Consider the following 17494-nt stretch of genomic DNA (forward strand, 5'->3'; position numbering starts at 1 on the left):
TATTAATCTATCTTTCGTTTTTGGAACCAACGATCATTTAATGAGAGGCCTATATTGACCTTGAAGTAGCTTTCCTCTATAAGATTTGCCCTAGTGGTCCCTCTTCTACCCAGTTCAAATCCGATATTAAGATTGGAGAAACTTCTTCCCAATGGTAACCCTAATCCAAAAGTTATGCCAAAATTATTTATATCCACATCATTAACCACCATTCCTGTCCTATCCAAGCGTACTCCAGCTCGATAGGTTATACGATTAAAATAACTATTGAACGAATTTGCATTTGGAGTTAAAAATCCCCCCAAAGCAATTGAACTGGCATCTTTATAGTCTATATTACCCGACCCTAAAAAAGGGTTTTCAAAAGAACTTAAACCTTGAAAACTATATTCCGCACCTAAAAACCATTTATAGTCTTCCCCGTAACCCAAACCAAGGGTTGTGGTTGTAGGAATCTTAAATTCTGTATTTCGGAGGTTACTCGCATCCAAATTTACATCTATATTCTCAATGTTACCACCTGTTGCCACGGAAAAAGAACCAATATTCCGCTCATTCTTCGAGACCAGGTTCCCCTGAGTGTTTACTCTTATTGATGTATGAAGCGTATGGTCTTCCTTTATAGTTGGGGTATACAATAATGCATAATTAAAGTCGAAGCCGTTTACTTCTGAATACCTCCTATCAAATGTTCCAAACTGAATATCCTCGATTTGTTGAAGTCTTTCATTGTTTAATGTTCCGTAATTATAATTTACCGTAACTCCCAAACTAATATCCTTGAAAATTTCATAACCTAAAGAATAATAAACCCTGGTCAAATCTCCTTCTCCACTAAAAATATTCCTTAAGGCCTGACCGCCACTCGTTCTTTCATCCACAAAATTGTATCCTACCGAAGAATAGGGCATTATACCAAAACCCATACCAAGACCTTTACCCAGACTAAAACCAAGGGAAAGGTAGTCTAGATTGGTTATAGAAGTATTTTCCTCTTCCGTAAAACTCTTTAACCTAAACTGTTTATTAGAAATACCGGCGGTATAGGCAACGAGACCCACTTTGTCCATAACCTCGAGTCCCAACTTCCCATAGGCTGCAGGGTTTTGCAAATTTAGGTGAATGCTGTCAGCGTATACACCCATATGACCCATCATTTGATTCTCTACTGTGCTTGAAGTTCTTAAGTCACCAATACCAAAAAAGGAATAGGGAGAAACCGTACCATTTTGAGCGCACATACCCACTGAGGCCATGCACACTATTGCAATTACAATTTTCTTGATCATCTAGTGCTTGTTGTATTCCAGCAAATAATTAAGTCCCTTTAGCAGGAATTTGGAATCCGCAAAGATGGTATTTTTTAGCCGTTTAGACAAAAAATGAGCATCACCCCCTGTTAAAATAACTGTTAAATCTTTAAAACGGCTTGCGTATTGATCAATGATTCCGTCTAATTCGGAACATACACCATTCATAACCCCACTATGCATACTACTTTCTGTCGTGTTTCCTATTAAATCAATTGGTATCTCCTTTTTAAGCAGAGGTAAAGCTGATGTTTGTTCATGCATGGCCCTGTAGCGCATCTCAATTCCTGGTGAAATGGCTCCACCTAAATATTCATCAAAATCATTCACCATTTCAAAGGTAATACACGTTCCTGCGTCTATAACTAGTTTGTTTTTATGAGGGTTATAATAATAGGCCGCAGTTGCCAAGGCTATTCTATCAATTCCTAACGTTTGCGGGGTGGCATAGCTATTTTTGAAGGGGACCTTGGACCTATGTGTTAACACGTGGACTTTGCAAAACAAAGTAAGAATGGTAAGGTATTGTTTATTTGGTTCACCTACAGATGAGAAAATAGCCCTTTTGATTTTTGGATTCCAATTAAAGAGCTCCTTAACCTTACTGGTAAATGCATCGGGTTTGAAACTTTCGTCAAAAACAATTTCGTTTTTTTCGAAAACAGCGAACTTTATAAACGTATTGCCAATGTCAACAACTAAATTCATTCTGTAAAGGTATAAAAGTAGATAGGTAAATGTATCGTATTTGGTCTTATAGGTTTCTTAATTTAGTCTCCAACCACAAATAAGTCATACCCAATAAAAAAACCATAAAAAACCATATTCTGTCAAGTATTTGCGGTATTTTTTTTATCACGGGCTTTGAATTAGACAAACTAAAGAACCTTTTATTGGACCTCAACGTTCGTGCATTTACAAGAGTATTCCATTCCTTACCATCCATGATATAAAAATTTGAATAAATAGATGAGTCCTTTTCAGAAACCAAAGAATGCCAACCCATTTTTTTTGGATATGTAGTTCCGTGCCATTCGTCCACCATGACTACATCTTTAATTAATGGTAATTGATATAATTCTTTATATACAATCATGGGACTACTATCCTTTGTAAAAAAAGAGAAATCATAGGGTTCGTTCAAATATGCCAAATCATTGCTACTTTTTAAAAACCCTGATGGTTCGGACTTCCTGCTAATTTCAGTGATAATGCGAGACCATATTTCCCTGTATTGGGACTCATTTCCATCTAAAATCAATTGATAAGTGTTTTTTAATATGGTACTACCGTACTGACCCTTCCCTTTTTTAATGGAAAAGGCAAAGTTCCCTATGGGTATTCCTAACAGACCTGTATCGCTATATTGAACGGGAAACTTTTCCAGAGTGTTTTTGGGCCAATTTGTTAATTGTAGTGTAGTTTGATTATCCCGAATTGTTTCAAACTCTACCAACGCGTTTTTACCCTGAAAAGAATCTTCGGTTTGCTGAACAAATACCCCCATGCCATTTTCAAGTACACTTTTAGCAAGTATGGATTGCTCCGACCTTGAAAGGTTATTTAGGGATTTATCATCGAAAACAATTAAATCAAATTCATATAAACTATCAGTATTCAAAGCATAAATAGCAACCTTATCTGTATTAAAATATTCAAACTTATATTTCTGAACAGTGAGTTTTGTTTTCACTACCACTTCATGACCTTGTTCGGCCAAAAAGTTTTTCAAGTATTTTGTTTCAAAAGAAGGAAACTCATTTACCAATAGAATTTTTAAAACTTTTTTCGCTTCCACAACCAGTGGCAAGGATTCATTTTCAATGACAATACCCGTACTATCCTTAATTTGAAGCTTATAAACAAACTTGCCTTTGACCTTGAGATTGGCTTTCAAACTAAAATTTTGAGAGTTCCTTTCAGTTAATAATACTGAATCCAAATCCTCCCTTCCTGGGCCCTGCAATACTAATTTTGTTTTTTCTCTCGGATTCCTGTATAATCCCTCAACAGTCCAATCCTCACCGACCATAGCATTTTGGGTAAAATCTAATTTTACGATTCCCTCAGAAATTTCGGTAGGAATAAACTCAACTTGCTGCCTCTCTAACTGCCATAAATCATAATCCTTTATCCCATACCCCATGACCAGCAACTGATTTACAGAGTCTAGCTGTGTTAACAAATCCATCCCCGGTGTGTAATTGATTGTAGTTAACCGACCATTACTTTTGTATAAACTATCCAGCTGTTCCTCCGCATAACCTGCGGTCAATAATACTGCTTCCCCTTTGACCTCCTTCATCATTGTCGGACTTAACATTAATAAACCCAATGATAAAATTGAAATAAAACCAATGAAGGAATTGATATAGAAACTCCGGTTATGAACTCCTTTCCATTCCTTCCAAAGAAAAACGACCAACAATAAAAAACCGCTAATACTAATAGCTGGCACCCACTCAACATGTTCAAAATTAATTTCACTATTCCACATTGAGAGCTTCTATAAAAAGGTTGGTTAGTTCACTGTTATATTTCTGCTGGGCGCTTGGTAAAATATCCTTTGGGGGAAGTGCCGAGTATAAACCTTTTATCGCAATCTTTATCCGAGCGACATCTAAGTATTCCGACTCGCTAAGCCATTTTATAGCCTGTAAAGTTTCCAAATACTTACTAGGTTCTTCAATGGCCAAACGCGCCAACTCATTACCCGCTTTGTCCAGTAATAGCCTATCTTCTTTAGTTATTTTTTCTTCAGTAATCCATAACATTTCCAATCGTGCCAAGGCTTCTTCCATATTTGGATACAGTTCCTTTTGCTCAATGAATTCATTTTTGGTGAAATTTCCAATTTCATCTAGTTCGCCGGTGAGGCGCTTATCTTCCTTAATCGGCGGTGGGTCAAATCCTATTCTGTGAACATATATTCGCGCACTGTTTTTGATTTCTTGAATTAATTTGAGTGCTTTATATTGATACGGAAGTGATTTTTCAGGCTCAAAAAGTCGTAAGTAGAGCTCGGCATCCCACATTTCTGCCATAGCCTGCTTTAATTTGCTTTTTAAGGATTGAGCGAACAAGGTCGATGCCTCCGGATTCTCGTGATTGTGTACATAGGCTTCCAAAGGATCTTCATCTCCTTCTTCATCTTCATGCCCTTCATGTTCTTCATCCACTAGATTGTGTTCGTTGGCCCCATCATGATCATGCGTGTAATCTGCAAGTGGGTCAGTATCTCCAGTCTCTTCTTCTACCCCCATGGTAATAGACCCAGCTTCTGTTTCATCGCCCATGAATTCGCCATATTTAATTCTTAAGGCCTTTTGATCAAAACCCAATTCATTGCTTCTAGAATTAAACTCCTGTTTTTTAATGGAAGGTTTTTCTTTTAATAGTTTTTCCGTATCAATTATCAATTGACGTTGACTTCGAAAATAATCGGGCATTAGATCGGCTCCCAAAGAACCTTCCACAGCAAATAGGTCACTAACCGTATCCTTAATGACCGAGAAATAGGTCTCGGTCCGGGAAACATTGGGTTTAGGTTGTTTATTGTCCATGGCCTCCACATAAAAATAGAGTTCATCCCCCGGTTCCATTTTTAAGTCCCTTAAATTCAATATTTTTTTTAATTCCTGACTTTTATTATTTGGAGAAAACTTGGTATCAAAGCTCAATCGCTCCTCCCTAAATTTTACCGATTCTCCTGTCCCTTTACTAACCGTTGCAATGATGGCCGCATTGCTGATTCCAAAATCATCATCAAGTATCGTGGTAAATTCTAATTGTTGAGGGCCATCAAATTCGAATGAACTGAATTGCTTTAACCCTTTCAAAGCTATTACGGGAGGCTCATCACCAAAAGTTTCCAAGGAAAATAAGTCCGACAAATAACCGTGGTTTTCAGAATCCGTAAACTTTATCGAATAAAAGTTGGAGTAATCCGCGGTAATTGTCCTTGAATATGAGTCATTTTTAAATGCCATCTCAAGAGAATCTGCCCCAAGTTTCAATAAAGCCTGTTTTAAAGTTTGATCAAACTTAATGTTCCACGTAATTCTGGATCCTTCCAATACTTTTAAATTCATATTAGAAGTAGACCTAACCGGTTCATTGGTATAGGAGGGGTAGCGTATGCTAATATTCTGTTCCGTAATTTTCGGTGCAATAATTTCTTTCGGAACGGAATCCAAGACTTGAAAGTTTACAATGTCACTTTGAGGGATTTTATTTTTACCGCTTTTTGTTTGGAGCACTCCGGTTATATTCATTATCCAAGCGGCTATTATACAAACCAACGCAAAACCTATAATTGGATATAAATAATTTTTAAAATGTATTTTCCGTTTGTGTTGCCGCAGCTTTTCGCTAATTCTCGCTTGCTGAATTTTGGACAATACATTTAGGTTAGCTTCATTTTCTAGAAGCAGTCCCGTACTATGCTCCATAGGCAAAACTGTCATGTCTATGTGCGAACAAATATTGGAAAGGGAGTATTTCCAAGGTTTTATGAAAAGAACTCCTATAGTAAAAATAAAAATCAAAAATCCTACTGCAACCCATAGATTCAAAAACAAAAGATAGGTACATATAGCCAAGGCTAAACTCAAAAGAAGAATTTCAGAAATTCTAATTAGCCTCCATTTGGCCAAAGCATTATGTAAGATATCCCTAGCCTCCTTCATTGCTTTCTCAGTTTGGCAATTATACGTTCAGCTATTAGAACCAAAGCTATGGCTAACCATAGCCATGGTGACATGTCCATGGTTTTAAAATTTTGAGCGGATTTTTCTTTTTTCGAATATATTGAAGCTATTTCGGCCTCTGGCAAAATTCTTTGGTCAAGCAATTCCATATTTTTGGATATACTGTCGTTTTTCAAAAGGAGCTGAGCCAAAGTCCTCGTTAGGTCACTCGCTATCGTATTACTAATCGTTAATCTATCGGTTAACTGATACAATCCCTTTTGATCAGTTGTTTTGATCAAGCTATTTGTCAATGTATCCAATTGTAGGGTAATAGTTGTTAGGCCTAATTTGTCCGGTAGATCATCCCTTAACCATACCAACAGGTCCACCTTATTTTCTAGGTTTATTAAAGCAACCGAATCCGATTTTTCAACGTGAATCTTGCGCAATCCATACTGAGCTATGGCCTTAAGGGATGCGGAAATGTATTGCATTTCTCTCTCATAGTTAGTATCAAAGGCAATGGCGACATTCAGCGTATCATTGGCCAATAAAGGAATTTTAAAGTTTCCGTTCTCCGTCTTCAGTTCCAAACTGTCCAAACTAGCAGAAATAATGCTTTCATCCTGTTGGGACAGCTTTGTCCTGTTCAACTCGGTGCGTTGAGGATTACTTTTCACTTCATATAATAAAACAGAATCTTTTAGTCTTCTGGCACCCACAAATTCCCGAATGACAGGTTCATCATTTACAAGGACCCAATTGATATTCTTTGGAATTTTAGGTCGCAAGCCCTTTATCCCTGAAAGAAGTCCTTTCGTAAACAAGACAAAGCTGTCCGATTGAATTTCCGATAAATTCTGGGCAAGTTGCCAATAATTAGGAATTTCTTCATTCTCGATATCTTCGGTTATCGCTGGAAATCCTTTTGAGAATAACCGAAGATTTTCTCGGGGCAATGAATCCAAAACGGTTTGTATTTTTCCATCTTCTAACAAAGATGGTTCTATGAGGTAGGTAATTGGTGCCCTGTTGGATTTGACTTTCCATCGTGGGGTTGCCAAATAAAAAACCAAAAGCGCCAATAATAAAATCCTCAAAAAAAGCAGAAGTAACTCATTGAGTCTTATTTTTCTAGATTGCTTGGTGTCGAATTCCTTTAGATACTTTACGCTACCTACCTTTATGGTCTTCACATCCCCTTTATTCAACAAGTGAATGATGATGGGGATAAATAAAGATAATAACCCCCAGAGATATGTAGGTTGCAGAAGTGTCATCTATCTAAGTTCTATCCTTTTCTTTAGAAATAATTGCAAGGCCTCCTCGATTGGGTTTTTTAAACTGAAAAGCTCGTAGCCGATATTTTTGCTGAGACAGGCATTCTTAATTTCTTCCAAATTATTTTCAAGCGATTCTAAATATGTTTTTTTTGCATTTGTGGCATCTACCTTAACCTTTTTACCTGTTTCCAAATCTTCGAAAACCAAAGCACCCGAATAATTAAACTCCAGCTCATTTTCACCTAGAACATGAAGTACAACGACTTCATTTCTAGAAGTCTTTAAATGATGTATCCAATGCGTCAATTCGGTATCCATTTCATGCATATCCGTAATTACAAAAAGTAATTCCTTTTGGGTCCTTTGATGGATTTTGTTCAAATCATCCAGGTTCGATGGCCATTCACCCCCAACCTTCATTTCAATCAATTCGTGCAAAATTCTATTGTAATGCTTTTTGTGGGAGGCTGGATAAACACTTTTAAGCCCAGAATTATTGAGGGCATAGAGACCAACCATATCTCCTTGGCCATGGGATAAATAAGCTAACGATGCCACGAGAACTCTTACGAAGTCGATTTTTTTTAGTCCCGTTTCTTCATGTAACATGGAAGCGCTTGTGTCGATAATAAACTTCACATTAACCTGAGTATCTATGTCCGATTCCTTGATATAATAACGACCGGAACGGGCCAGCATCTTCCAATCCAACAAACGCATGTCATCCCCAGGTTGATATCCTCTATATTGGCTAAATTCCTGCCCGGGCCCTACCCGTCTACTTTGATGTGAACCGGACAAAAAACCATCAACAATTACCCTGGCAATCAACGCCAGTCCGGATACACTGTTGATTATTTTAGGCTCAAATAATTTTCTGTAATCAGCTTTCAAATAGTAATTACTTTGTGTTTACCTTAATATTTTCTAGTAGTTCTTGTGTCACTTTATCAGAATCTATGCCCTCGGCCTCAGCTCTAAAATTCACAATAACCCGGTGTCTAAGAACGGGATAGGCAACATTTTTCAAATCCTCGAAGGTTACCGAAAAACGTCCCTCTTGTAGCGCCCTTGCCTTGGCGGTCAGAATCATGGCTTGACCTGCCCTTGGACCCGCTCCCCAACTTACCCATTCTTTTACAAAACCATTTTCCGTAGATTCTGGGCGCGTTGCCCTAACAATGTTACTTACATAGGCGATAAGATCATCACTGATATACACATCCCGCACCAATTCCTGAAGACGGATAATTTCTGGACCACTGATAATTTTTTCCACTTTAGGCTTATTCGAACCTGTTGTATGCTTAAGGATAGTCTCCTCCTCTGTTGCAGATGGGTATCCAATTTTTATGTAAAAAAGAAAACGGTCTTGTTGTGCTTCCGGAAGTGGAAAAGTTCCCGATTGCTCTATTGGATTTTGGGTGGCCAAAATGAAAAATGGACGGTCCATTTTATAGGTCTTACCGGAATACGTGACCTCAAATTCTTGCATGGCTTCTAAAAGTGCCGCCTGAGTTTTCGGTGGTGTTCTGTTGATTTCATCTGCCAGGACAATATTGGCGAATATAGGGCCCTTGTTAAATTTGAAAAATTTGTTCCCCGTGGTATGATCTTCTTCCAAAATCTCCGTACCTACAATATCGGAAGGCATAAGATCTGGTGTAAACTGAATTCTATTGAATTCCAGGTCTATCGCCTGGGAAATGGTTTTTATCAATAAGGTTTTCGCCAAACCGGGGACTCCTTCCAGTAAAGCGTGACCACCAGCCAAAAAAGTGATAAGCATGTGCTCTATAGTCTCTTCCTGACCAATTATCACTTTTCCAATTTCCTTTTTAAGCAACGGCAACTTATCCGTTAATTGTTTTATCTCCTGTTCCGCTGCCACTAAATTTTTATCCATGTACTATTCTTAAGATGTTAATGCATACATCACTATATTCACTCCAAATCTTGTATTATCGTTTTTATACCATCGTTTATTCCTAAAATCATAGTCCCATTCGCAACCATAATCCTTATTGCTGTAAAGTAATCCTATCCTACCATTGACTTCAATCGCTTTAAGATACTCATGGACCAAATCGTCTCCCCACCCGTTTAATTCTTGGGATGTCGTAGGAGGGCCATCCTCAAAATCGAAAAAAACAGAGTACAGTTCGTGATCATTTGGAAGTTTGACCAGTGCTTCGTTACCGAAAATTTCCTCCATCTGCCGTTCAAAGGATTTTGCAAAAAGACCATCGATATCATGATTGCAGTCATCCACAAAAACAAATCCACCATTATCCACATACTTTTTAAAATTCTCTCGCTCCTTTTTGGAAAATTGCACCAATTTGTGACCGGACAAATAACAAAATGGACATTTGAAAATATCATCACTGGCCAACGGCACAATGTTTTCCACCGTATTCACCTGCAAGGTGGTATACTCCACCAAAGAATTGAGTAGATTAGACGGCATACGTTGATCTACGTCCCAATCGCCGGATTCATATTGTAATCGGGTAAAGAAAAAATCGTTGCTCAAAATATTCAATTCTCGATTATTGGGTAAAAGAAAAAACTGGTTGCAATGGAATAATATCGCAACCAGTCTTTCAAGTTTTTATTATCTATACGGCATCTGACAAGCTCGTAAAAGTAAAGTCCCTTATTTTCATGTAAGGAATTAAATTACCATTAATACGCACCTGTTCTCCCAGTGTTTCCAAGTTATTCAACATAATAACGGGGCTTTCATTAAAGCGGAAATTTTTTACCGGATGTTTAATCTTTCCATTCTCAATATAGAACGTTCCATCACGGGTAAGACCGGTGTATAGTAAGGTCTGTGGGTCCACTGAACGAATGTACCATAGCCTGGTTACCAGAATTCCTTTTTTAGTACTCTTAATCAAATCATCCAAAGAAGCATCGCCACCGGCCATGATTATGTTGTTTGGAAACGGTACGGGATCAACACCTTGCTGTTCCGCCCAATAACGGCTATAGGCCAAATTTTTAACCACGCCATTCTCTATCCAAGAGGTCTTCTTCAAGGGCTGTCCAGCTCCGTTCCAAGTACTCGTAGGAACTTCAGGATGAAGGGGATCCGACCAAATATTAACCCTTTCGTCTACAATCTTTTCGCCCATTTTTGTCCCTCCACCTTCTTTGGACATGAAACTTCGGCCTTCATCCGCAGTACGTGCGTTTAATGACCTTGCCATATTAGTAAGCAGGTCCTCGGCTGCCGCGGGTTCTAATATAACGGTATACTTTCCAGGTTCTATTGCCAATGCTTCCTTAGACAATACAGCCTTATCGATGGCAATCTTAGATGCCTCGGCAGCATCGAACTTATTGATATCATTATAATCCCTGGACACCCATCCGGAACCCGTTCCATCATTGGTTCTCATGGTTACCGTAAAATCTACGTTGGATGATTTATTGTAAGCAAACAAGCCTTTAGAATTCATCATCGCACTAAAGCCATAAGAATCATCCAAAAATCCTGCTGCTGTTACATCCTGGGATGCCGCCGGGGTTATACTGTCATTAGCTACCGTAGCGCGATACTCCGGAGTTATATTTGCTGTTGCCTCAATGTAATTGACGGCTTCATCATAGCTTTGCTGCTCTAAAGGCTCCATAAATTCTGGATTTTCCGGAGACAATTGTGCCAATTCCTCTGCCCTCTTTACTACCTTCTCCAAGGAAGCATCATCAAATTCGTCAATTGTTGCAGTCCCAGATTTTTTACCAAAATTGGACTGTACCACTAACGATTGATTGGATCGATGACCCGATGTGGAAACCGTATTTCTGGCATATCGGATATTTCCACTTTCGCTTCCACTTAAATTTACTTCACATGCGTCAGCAGTAGAAAAGCTCAACGCCTTTTCCATTATTTTTCTAGCCTCTTCTTCTGTATATATTGCCATTTTTCGAATATTTTATATTGCGTATCCTTTAAATGGTACGACCTGTATTAATTACATTGATATCATTAAACCTAGATGTAGAACTACCGTGAGACACAGCACTTACCTGTGAAGGCTGTCCTTTACCATCGAAGAAAGATCCGAACATTCTATAATCCCCCTCGTCACAAATCTTTGCACAGGAATTCCAAAATTCCTGGGTATTGGATTGATATGCCACATCATTTAACATACCCACAATCTCCCCGTTTTTGATTTCGTAAAAAACCGTTCCTCCAAACTGGAAGTTGTAACGTTGTTGGTCGATGGAATAAGATCCGCGTCCGGCGATATAAATCCCTTTTTCAACATCCTTTATCATCTCAGCAATGGAATATTTCTCCTTTCCTGGTTCCAAGGATACATTTGGCATACGTTGAAACTGTACGTCGTTCCAACTTTGTGCATAACAACAGCCATGGGATTCGTTCTGATCAATAATATTCACCTGATCTCGTATCGCTTGATAGTTTACCAAGGTACCATTACGTACCAAATCCCATTTTTTAGTTTTGACCCCTTCGTCATCATAGCCTACCGCGCCTAAACTTCCAACCTGGGTCTTGTCGGCTACAAGATTTACAATGTCACTACCGTAATTAAAATCACCTGATTTCCATTTATCCAAAGTTGCAAAACTGGTTCCGGCATAATTGGCCTCGTATCCAAGTACACGATCCAATTCCAAAGGATGCCCTACCGATTCATGAATGGTAAGTCCCAAGTGGTTTGGTTCTAAGACCAAATCATATTTTCCAGGGTCAACCGATTTGGCCGTGAGCATTTCCTTGGCCTGTTTGGCGGCTTGCACGGCATCTTCTACAATATCGTAACTCTTACTGTATAAAGTAATGCCTGCGGGACCCTCCATTTTCTCGGACGCTAGACCGTCCATATATTCATAACCAAGTCCCATTGGGGCGCTCATGGCCTGTCTGGTCTTGAATTTACCGGCCTCCCTATCTACGGCCGTTACACTGAATGTAGGCCATATTCTGTGTACATCTTGATCGATATACGAACCATCCGTAGATGCAAAATACTTCTGCTCATTAACCATAAACAAGGCCGAATTCACAAAATTGGCCCCATTATCCATGGCAGCCGCGTTCGCACTTAACAATAAATCTACTTTCTCCGAAACCGGTACATCCTTAAAATCCTTCTTTATAGGTGTTTTCCATGAAACCTCACCGTGCGCCTGTACAGGGGCCAGTTTTACAGGTTCTTTTTGAATCTTGGAATTGGCCTTGGCAATCGCAACCGCTTGTTGTGTAGCTTTTTTTATACCATCCTCCGTTACATTATTGGTCGAAGCAAAACCCCAGGTACCATTAGCTATAACGCGGATACCAATACCAAAGGATTCAGTATTCACCACATTTTGGACCTTATCCTCTCTAGTGAATACATATTGATTAAGGTACCTACCTATACGGGCATCCGCATAACTAGACCCTAATGATTTTGCGGTATTTAGGGCGACATCTGCCATTTTCTTTTTCATGGCGACATCCATTCCCGGTTCCAAAAGGGCTTCGGTTTCAATAACATTACCCATCATGCTTGCGGGTACCAATAAAGAGGCCGCTCCCATTCCGGATAATTGTACAAAGTTTCTTCTTTTCATGTGTTCGTATTAATTAAATTCTTGTTGGTCAGTATCCTTAGAAATATGAATATAGTTGGATGAAGCAACTGATGAGCATTGAACAATACCCTTTATAGAGGTATCACTATCTTATAAACACTATCAAGTTTATTAATCCGTTAGGCTTCTAAAATAGGGAATTATACCTATAAGTACCCGTCGCTTTTAGATTTAATTAAGAACATTTTATGAAATTCATATTTTGATGAGACAATATATAAGAATTTGTAAAACCCTTGTAAACTAGATCACAGTGGAACTTATCACCATGAAATATCTAAAAATCAGAAATTTGGAAGGGAGTTATAAAACAAAACACGGCTTTTTTTGTTTTTTAGTTGGTATATGTCAAATTTGAAATTATATTTGCAGCCGCTATCCCGATAGCTATCGGGACTTGGTACCTTAGCTCAGTTGGTAGAGCAACGGACTGAAAATCCGTGTGTCCCTGGTTCGATTCCTGGAGGTACCACAATATGCACAAACCCATCCACTTTAGTGTGATGGGTTTTTTTATGACAAATACCGTAAGCGTTTACGCTTAATAGGTTTTGGGGATAAAAAAACAACAGCCGATTAGGCTGTTGGGTTTGTGTATTGACTTTTGGGAACAAAGGAAAAACGAGCAAAGCGAAGTTATCTCCTGGAGGTACCACTTAACGCAGCGAACCCGCTCCTTCAAGAGCGGGTTTTTTATTTTCCGATTTTTGGAAAGCTTGTTTTATCAAAAAGCAGGGAAATAAAAAATAGCTGCCCCTGGCAGCTAGGTTCGCTATTTTCAACCGGGAGGCTAAAGGAACAACGAGCATAGCGAGATTATCTCCTGGAGATACCACATAAAATCCCTAACGAACGGTAGGGATTTTATGTTTTCAAGATATCTTTCAATCCCAAACCCGCATCACCTTACTTTCCGAAAGACTATCGATTTTCATTTCGGTATCGGACAAATTTTCCAAGGTCAGTTCCGTATAATCGGTATTTGGAAATACTTGGTTCGTCATCACATACTGCCCTTGGTTCAAGAACAGTTCCAAGGAAGATTGATCCAAAAGAATACGTACCTCAAACTCGCCGTCGGGTAAATTGGGAATAGGCATTTGTTGCTTACCATTGACGAATTCCTTTTTGAAATCCACTTTCCCTGATTTGGAACGATCGAACCACACTATTTTTTCTCGATTATCCAACTGAATCATTAAGCTATCCCCTTCCGTGTTGCTAAAATACCATTTCGAATTTTGCCCATTCAGGTTAAAAATAATTTCTGACTGGTTCCCGTACTTCAGCGGAATCTGTGTTTTTTGTAGTGCCTTTAACTCCAACAAGGGCTCCTCATAGGCATGTTCAATAATATTGTCTAATTGAGGAACGGGATAGTTATATAGTTCAAATTCACCGTTAATCTTTTTCAATGATAGGTTTCTAGGGATGGTCATGGCACTTCGCCAGACTTCCGTTGGCGTGTCCCTGGCATAGTTCCAGTTGCTCATCCAACCTATAAAAATTCGCTCATTGTTCGGAGTATTGTTGTAGGTAACTCCGGCGTAATTGTCCCGACCCAAATCAATCCATTTGGCACCCTCTTGGTCTGTCGTAAATGTAGTACCATCAAAATCTCCAATAAAATATTGGGTGCCACTACCTCCATTGGGCGCCCCGGGATTTATACTGATCAGCAATACCCATTTCTCCTCATCGGAACCCGCTTCTTGTAGTTGGAATAAATCGGGGCATTCCCAAACACCGCCATGCGCACCTTTATCCTTGCCAAATTCGCTTACCTTTTCCCATTTCTTCAAATTGCTAGAGTTCCAAATTTGTAAATGATCCCCGGCAACCAATAGCATGGTCCAAATATTTTTAATATTGTTCCAAAAAACCTTAGGATCACGAAAATCCTTGAAGCCCTCATTTCCAATTACAGGATTATCCGCGTATTTGGTCCAACTTTCCCCATTATCCAAACTGTAGGCAATGCCCTGGGTTTGATAATTTTCCTTCCCTGCCTTTTCTCCTTCCATATTATGGTAGGTATAAATCGCCACCAAAGGAGGTTCTACTTCCGAACCGAAGCCCGATGTATTGTTTTTATCCACTACGGCCGAACCTGAAAAAATATATCCATGCTCATCCGGGAATAATGCAATTGGTTTTTGCTTCCAATGCAACAAATCTTCACTGGTCGCGTGCCCCCAATGCATGGGCCCCCAAACAATGTCCTCTGGGTAATATTGGTAGAATAAATGATAGATACCTTTATGATACACAAGCCCGTTAGGATCGTTCATCCACATTTCCTGTGGCGAAAAATGAAACTGTGGCCTATAGGGCTCTGTATAATAAGAAACATCCTCCACTTCCATGACGGTTTGTGGTTTTTCCAAATCCTTACAGGAATTAAGAACAATTAGAAAAATGAAACTTTGGACAATAAATTTTAGCATTTCAATAACTTTTTAAGCAATCGCTCATGAAGAGCTTCACTGCTAAAAATACTACCTTTGTCTTGATGTCACAACATGTTTTATCATATATATATCTGTCACTATTTTTTCTATTTCTTCAAAATACTGTGATTGCCCAACGAACCATAGACCACACCCTAAAGATTTTGAACAAAGAGTCGGTGCCGTATATACAGCCCGATAGTCTTAAATCGAACGACAATCAAATTTTATTGGATGCCAGGGAAATTGAAGAATTTCAAGTTAGCCATTTACAGAATGCGATTTGGGTAGGCAATAAAGAATTTAATCCGGAAAAAGTTCTTGAAACTGTTGAAGACAAAAACCAACCCATTGTTGTTTATTGCTCCATTGGGGTACGATCCGAGGATATTGGTGAGAAGCTCCTAGAATTGGGTTATACCAACGTGCAAAATTTATACGGGGGGATTTTTGAATGGAAAAACAAAGATGGTTCTGTCTATAATCTTCAAGGTATAGAAACCGATAGTGTTCATGCCTATAACAAACTATGGGGAAGATTATTAAAAAAAGGGATTAAGGTCTATGAACCATAACCGACACATACATTACAAAAAGGGTGGCATATCCATCCAAAATCATATAAAACGCTTTTGAACTTTGGGAATCTTACAGACCAATAAAACTGAAAAGGACGACAAAACAATCGATTTCACCTTGGCCAATTCTAAAAACCTCCTGCTGATTTTTACAAGAAATCCGGAACTTGGCAAAGGAAAAAGACGTTTAGCCGAAAAGGTAGGAGATGCCGCGGCCCTTGATATTTATAACTTTCTGTTAGACCATACTGTAAAGATAACTTCTGGATTATACGCTGAAAAAATAGTGTACTATTCCGAAGAAATCTGGGAGCAGGATATTTGGGACAATACTTTTTACGATAAAAAACTACAGGTTGGTGAAGACTTGGGAATTCGCATGCACAATGCGTTCCAGGAAGGTTTTAGCCGTGGTTTTGAGAAAATTATCATTATAGGTAGCGATATGTACGACCTGGACCAAGAGGATTTGGAACATGCATTTAAGGCCCTTTCCCATAACGATTTTGTAGTAGGGCCTGCTGAGGACGGCGGATATTACCTTTTAGGGATGAAAAAACTAAAACCGACACTTTTTCAAAATAAGGACTGGGGTACACCCTCCGTTCTGGAGGATACCTTGGCAGACCTAAAAGACGAAAAAAAAGTACTTTTAGATACTAGAAACGATGTAGACTATTATGAGGACATAAAGGATGTTCCTGCCTTTGCTCCTTTTTTAAAAGATATAAAAGCATGAAAAAAAAGCAACTTGAAGAATCTGTAGACCACTTGAAATCCAAGGGGTTCGATAATCCTGAAATTGGAATCGTTTTAGGAACAGGTTTGGGCAAATTGGTCGATGAAATACAGAACCCCATTGTAGCACACTATAACCATATTCCCTTTTTTCCACTGGCAACGGTAGAGTTCCACACGGGTAAATTAGTGTATGGCTCCATTGAAGGCAAAAAAGTTGTAGTGATGCAAGGGCGATTTCATTTGTACGAAGGGTATGACTTTTTGGACATCACCTATCCCATACGGGTAATGCATATGCTTGGAATCAAAAAGCTATTTATCTCCAATGCGGCAGGTGCCATTAATTTGGATTATAAGAAAGGGGACATGATGTTGATTTCGGACCATATCAATCTACAAGGTGGTTCTCCCCTAGCCTTCAAAAACGTTTCTGTTTTTGGACAACGCTTTGTGGACATGTCCGAACCTTATGATAAAGAAATGAGCAATAAACTTATCGATATTGCCAAAGACCATGGTATTTCTTTAAAATCTGGTGTATACGCCTCAGTTGTGGGGCCCCAATTGGAAACGAAGGCAGAATACCGTATGCTTAAAATTCTTGGGGCAGATGCCGTTGGAATGAGCACGGTTCCCGAGGTTATTGTAGCCAATCATTTAGATCTGCCTATTGTGGCGGTTTCTGTGCTGACCGATGAATGTGACCCAGATAATCTGGAGCCCGTAAATATTGAGGAGATTATTGCTATTGCAGAAGAAACGGAACCCAAAATGGTAAAACTATTTAGAGAGCTTATCAAGGATCTATAATTT

The 17494-nt window shown here is 39.0% G+C and carries 14 protein-coding genes and 1 tRNA gene; 4 read left to right on the forward strand and 11 right to left on the reverse strand.

Annotated elements, in window-relative coordinates; translation table 11 throughout:
• Window positions 1–2: 2 nt before the first annotated feature.
• From PP182_RS10825 to PP182_RS10870, 10 genes are all read right to left on the reverse strand, one after another.
• Window positions 3–1289, reverse strand: coding sequence for a hypothetical protein (locus tag PP182_RS10825; protein ID WP_272651262.1), 1287 nt, complete (start codon window positions 1287–1289; stop codon window positions 3–5).
• Window positions 1290–2018, reverse strand: coding sequence for a type III pantothenate kinase (locus tag PP182_RS10830; RefSeq protein ID WP_272651263.1), 729 nt, complete (start codon window positions 2016–2018; stop codon window positions 1290–1292).
• 46 nt (window positions 2019–2064) lie between these two features.
• The gene (locus PP182_RS10835) at window positions 2065–3807 is read right to left on the reverse strand and encodes a hypothetical protein (RefSeq protein ID WP_272651264.1); all 1743 of its coding nucleotides are present in this window, start codon (window positions 3805–3807) and stop codon (window positions 2065–2067) included.
• Complete coding sequence (locus PP182_RS10840; protein WP_272651265.1) at window positions 3797–5998, reverse strand: tryptophan-rich sensory protein; 2202 nt, start codon at window positions 5996–5998, stop codon at window positions 3797–3799. Before PP182_RS10840 ends, PP182_RS10835 begins: the two co-directional genes overlap by 11 nt.
• Window positions 5995–7281, reverse strand: a complete 1287-nt coding sequence (locus PP182_RS10845) for a BatA domain-containing protein (RefSeq protein WP_272651266.1) — start codon at window positions 7279–7281, stop codon at window positions 5995–5997. The genes PP182_RS10840 and PP182_RS10845 overlap by 4 nt, the downstream gene beginning before the upstream one ends.
• Complete coding sequence (locus PP182_RS10850) at window positions 7282–8178, reverse strand: DUF58 domain-containing protein (RefSeq protein ID WP_272651267.1); 897 nt, start codon at window positions 8176–8178, stop codon at window positions 7282–7284.
• Between the two features lie 7 nt (window positions 8179–8185).
• Window positions 8186–9190: an AAA family ATPase gene (locus PP182_RS10855; protein ID WP_272651268.1), complete on the reverse strand. Its 1005-nt coding sequence runs from the start codon at window positions 9188–9190 to the stop codon at window positions 8186–8188.
• A gap of 9 nt (window positions 9191–9199) precedes the next feature.
• Window positions 9200–9820 carry a DUF4159 domain-containing protein gene (locus PP182_RS10860; RefSeq protein WP_272651269.1) on the reverse strand — a complete coding sequence of 207 codons (621 nt, stop codon included), beginning with the start codon at window positions 9818–9820 and terminating at the stop codon, window positions 9200–9202.
• Between the two features lie 85 nt (window positions 9821–9905).
• The gene (locus PP182_RS10865) at window positions 9906–11222 is read right to left on the reverse strand and encodes a TldD/PmbA family protein (RefSeq protein ID WP_272651270.1); all 1317 of its coding nucleotides are present in this window, start codon (window positions 11220–11222) and stop codon (window positions 9906–9908) included.
• A gap of 28 nt (window positions 11223–11250) precedes the next feature.
• A complete protein-coding gene (locus PP182_RS10870) occupies window positions 11251–12891 on the reverse strand; it encodes a TldD/PmbA family protein (RefSeq protein ID WP_272651271.1) in 1641 nt (546 codons plus the stop codon).
• 420 nt (window positions 12892–13311) lie between these two features.
• Here PP182_RS10870 and PP182_RS10875 point away from each other — a divergent pair.
• Window positions 13312–13384 (forward strand) — tRNA-Phe (locus tag PP182_RS10875).
• Between the two features lie 412 nt (window positions 13385–13796).
• On the opposite strand, the gene PP182_RS10880 is transcribed toward PP182_RS10875, so the two are convergent.
• The gene (locus PP182_RS10880) at window positions 13797–15359 is read right to left on the reverse strand and encodes a glycoside hydrolase family 32 protein (RefSeq protein WP_272651272.1); all 1563 of its coding nucleotides are present in this window, start codon (window positions 15357–15359) and stop codon (window positions 13797–13799) included.
• A 26-nt stretch (window positions 15360–15385) separates the two neighbouring features.
• On the opposite strand from PP182_RS10880, the gene PP182_RS10885 reads away from it, so the two are divergent.
• The 3 genes from PP182_RS10885 (at window position 15386) to PP182_RS10895 (ending at window position 17491) form a co-directional block, all read left to right on the forward strand.
• Window positions 15386–15937, forward strand: coding sequence for a rhodanese-like domain-containing protein (locus PP182_RS10885; protein ID WP_272651273.1), 552 nt, complete (start codon window positions 15386–15388; stop codon window positions 15935–15937).
• 70 nt (window positions 15938–16007) lie between these two features.
• Window positions 16008–16679 (forward strand): TIGR04282 family arsenosugar biosynthesis glycosyltransferase, encoded by a 672-nt coding sequence (locus PP182_RS10890; protein WP_272651288.1) that lies wholly within the window; start codon window positions 16008–16010, stop codon window positions 16677–16679.
• A complete protein-coding gene (locus PP182_RS10895; protein WP_272651274.1) occupies window positions 16676–17491 on the forward strand; it encodes a purine-nucleoside phosphorylase in 816 nt (271 codons plus the stop codon). The genes PP182_RS10890 and PP182_RS10895 overlap by 4 nt, the downstream gene beginning before the upstream one ends.
• Window positions 17492–17494 lie beyond the last annotated feature (3 nt).

This window comes from Maribacter sp. PR1 (genome assembly GCF_028464145.1).
In the GTDB taxonomy this organism is placed as follows: Bacteria; Bacteroidota; Bacteroidia; order Flavobacteriales; family Flavobacteriaceae; genus Maribacter.

What these genes read in the sequence shown, in the direction of transcription:
- PP182_RS10870 (WP_272651271.1), bottom strand. Translation starts at nt 12,891, where the DNA reads ATGAAAAGAAGAAACTTTGTACAATTATCCGGAATGGGAGCGGCCTCT.
- PP182_RS10855 (WP_272651268.1), bottom strand. Translation starts at nt 9,190, where the DNA reads ATGGATAAAAATTTAGTGGCAGCGGAACAGGAGATAAAACAATTAACG.
- PP182_RS10895 (WP_272651274.1), top strand. Translation starts at nt 16,676, where the DNA reads ATGAAAAAAAAGCAACTTGAAGAATCTGTAGACCACTTGAAATCCAAG.
- PP182_RS10865 (WP_272651270.1), bottom strand. Translation starts at nt 11,222, where the DNA reads ATGGCAATATATACAGAAGAAGAGGCTAGAAAAATAATGGAAAAGGCG.
- PP182_RS10825 (WP_272651262.1), bottom strand. Translation starts at nt 1,289, where the DNA reads ATGATCAAGAAAATTGTAATTGCAATAGTGTGCATGGCCTCAGTGGGT.
- PP182_RS10885 (WP_272651273.1), top strand. Translation starts at nt 15,386, where the DNA reads ATGAAGAGCTTCACTGCTAAAAATACTACCTTTGTCTTGATGTCACAA.
- PP182_RS10880 (WP_272651272.1), bottom strand. Translation starts at nt 15,359, where the DNA reads ATGCTAAAATTTATTGTCCAAAGTTTCATTTTTCTAATTGTTCTTAAT.
- PP182_RS10830 (WP_272651263.1), bottom strand. Translation starts at nt 2,018, where the DNA reads ATGAATTTAGTTGTTGACATTGGCAATACGTTTATAAAGTTCGCTGTT.
- PP182_RS10845 (WP_272651266.1), bottom strand. Translation starts at nt 7,281, where the DNA reads ATGACACTTCTGCAACCTACATATCTCTGGGGGTTATTATCTTTATTT.
- PP182_RS10840 (WP_272651265.1), bottom strand. Translation starts at nt 5,998, where the DNA reads ATGAAGGAGGCTAGGGATATCTTACATAATGCTTTGGCCAAATGGAGG.
- PP182_RS10835 (WP_272651264.1), bottom strand. Translation starts at nt 3,807, where the DNA reads ATGTGGAATAGTGAAATTAATTTTGAACATGTTGAGTGGGTGCCAGCT.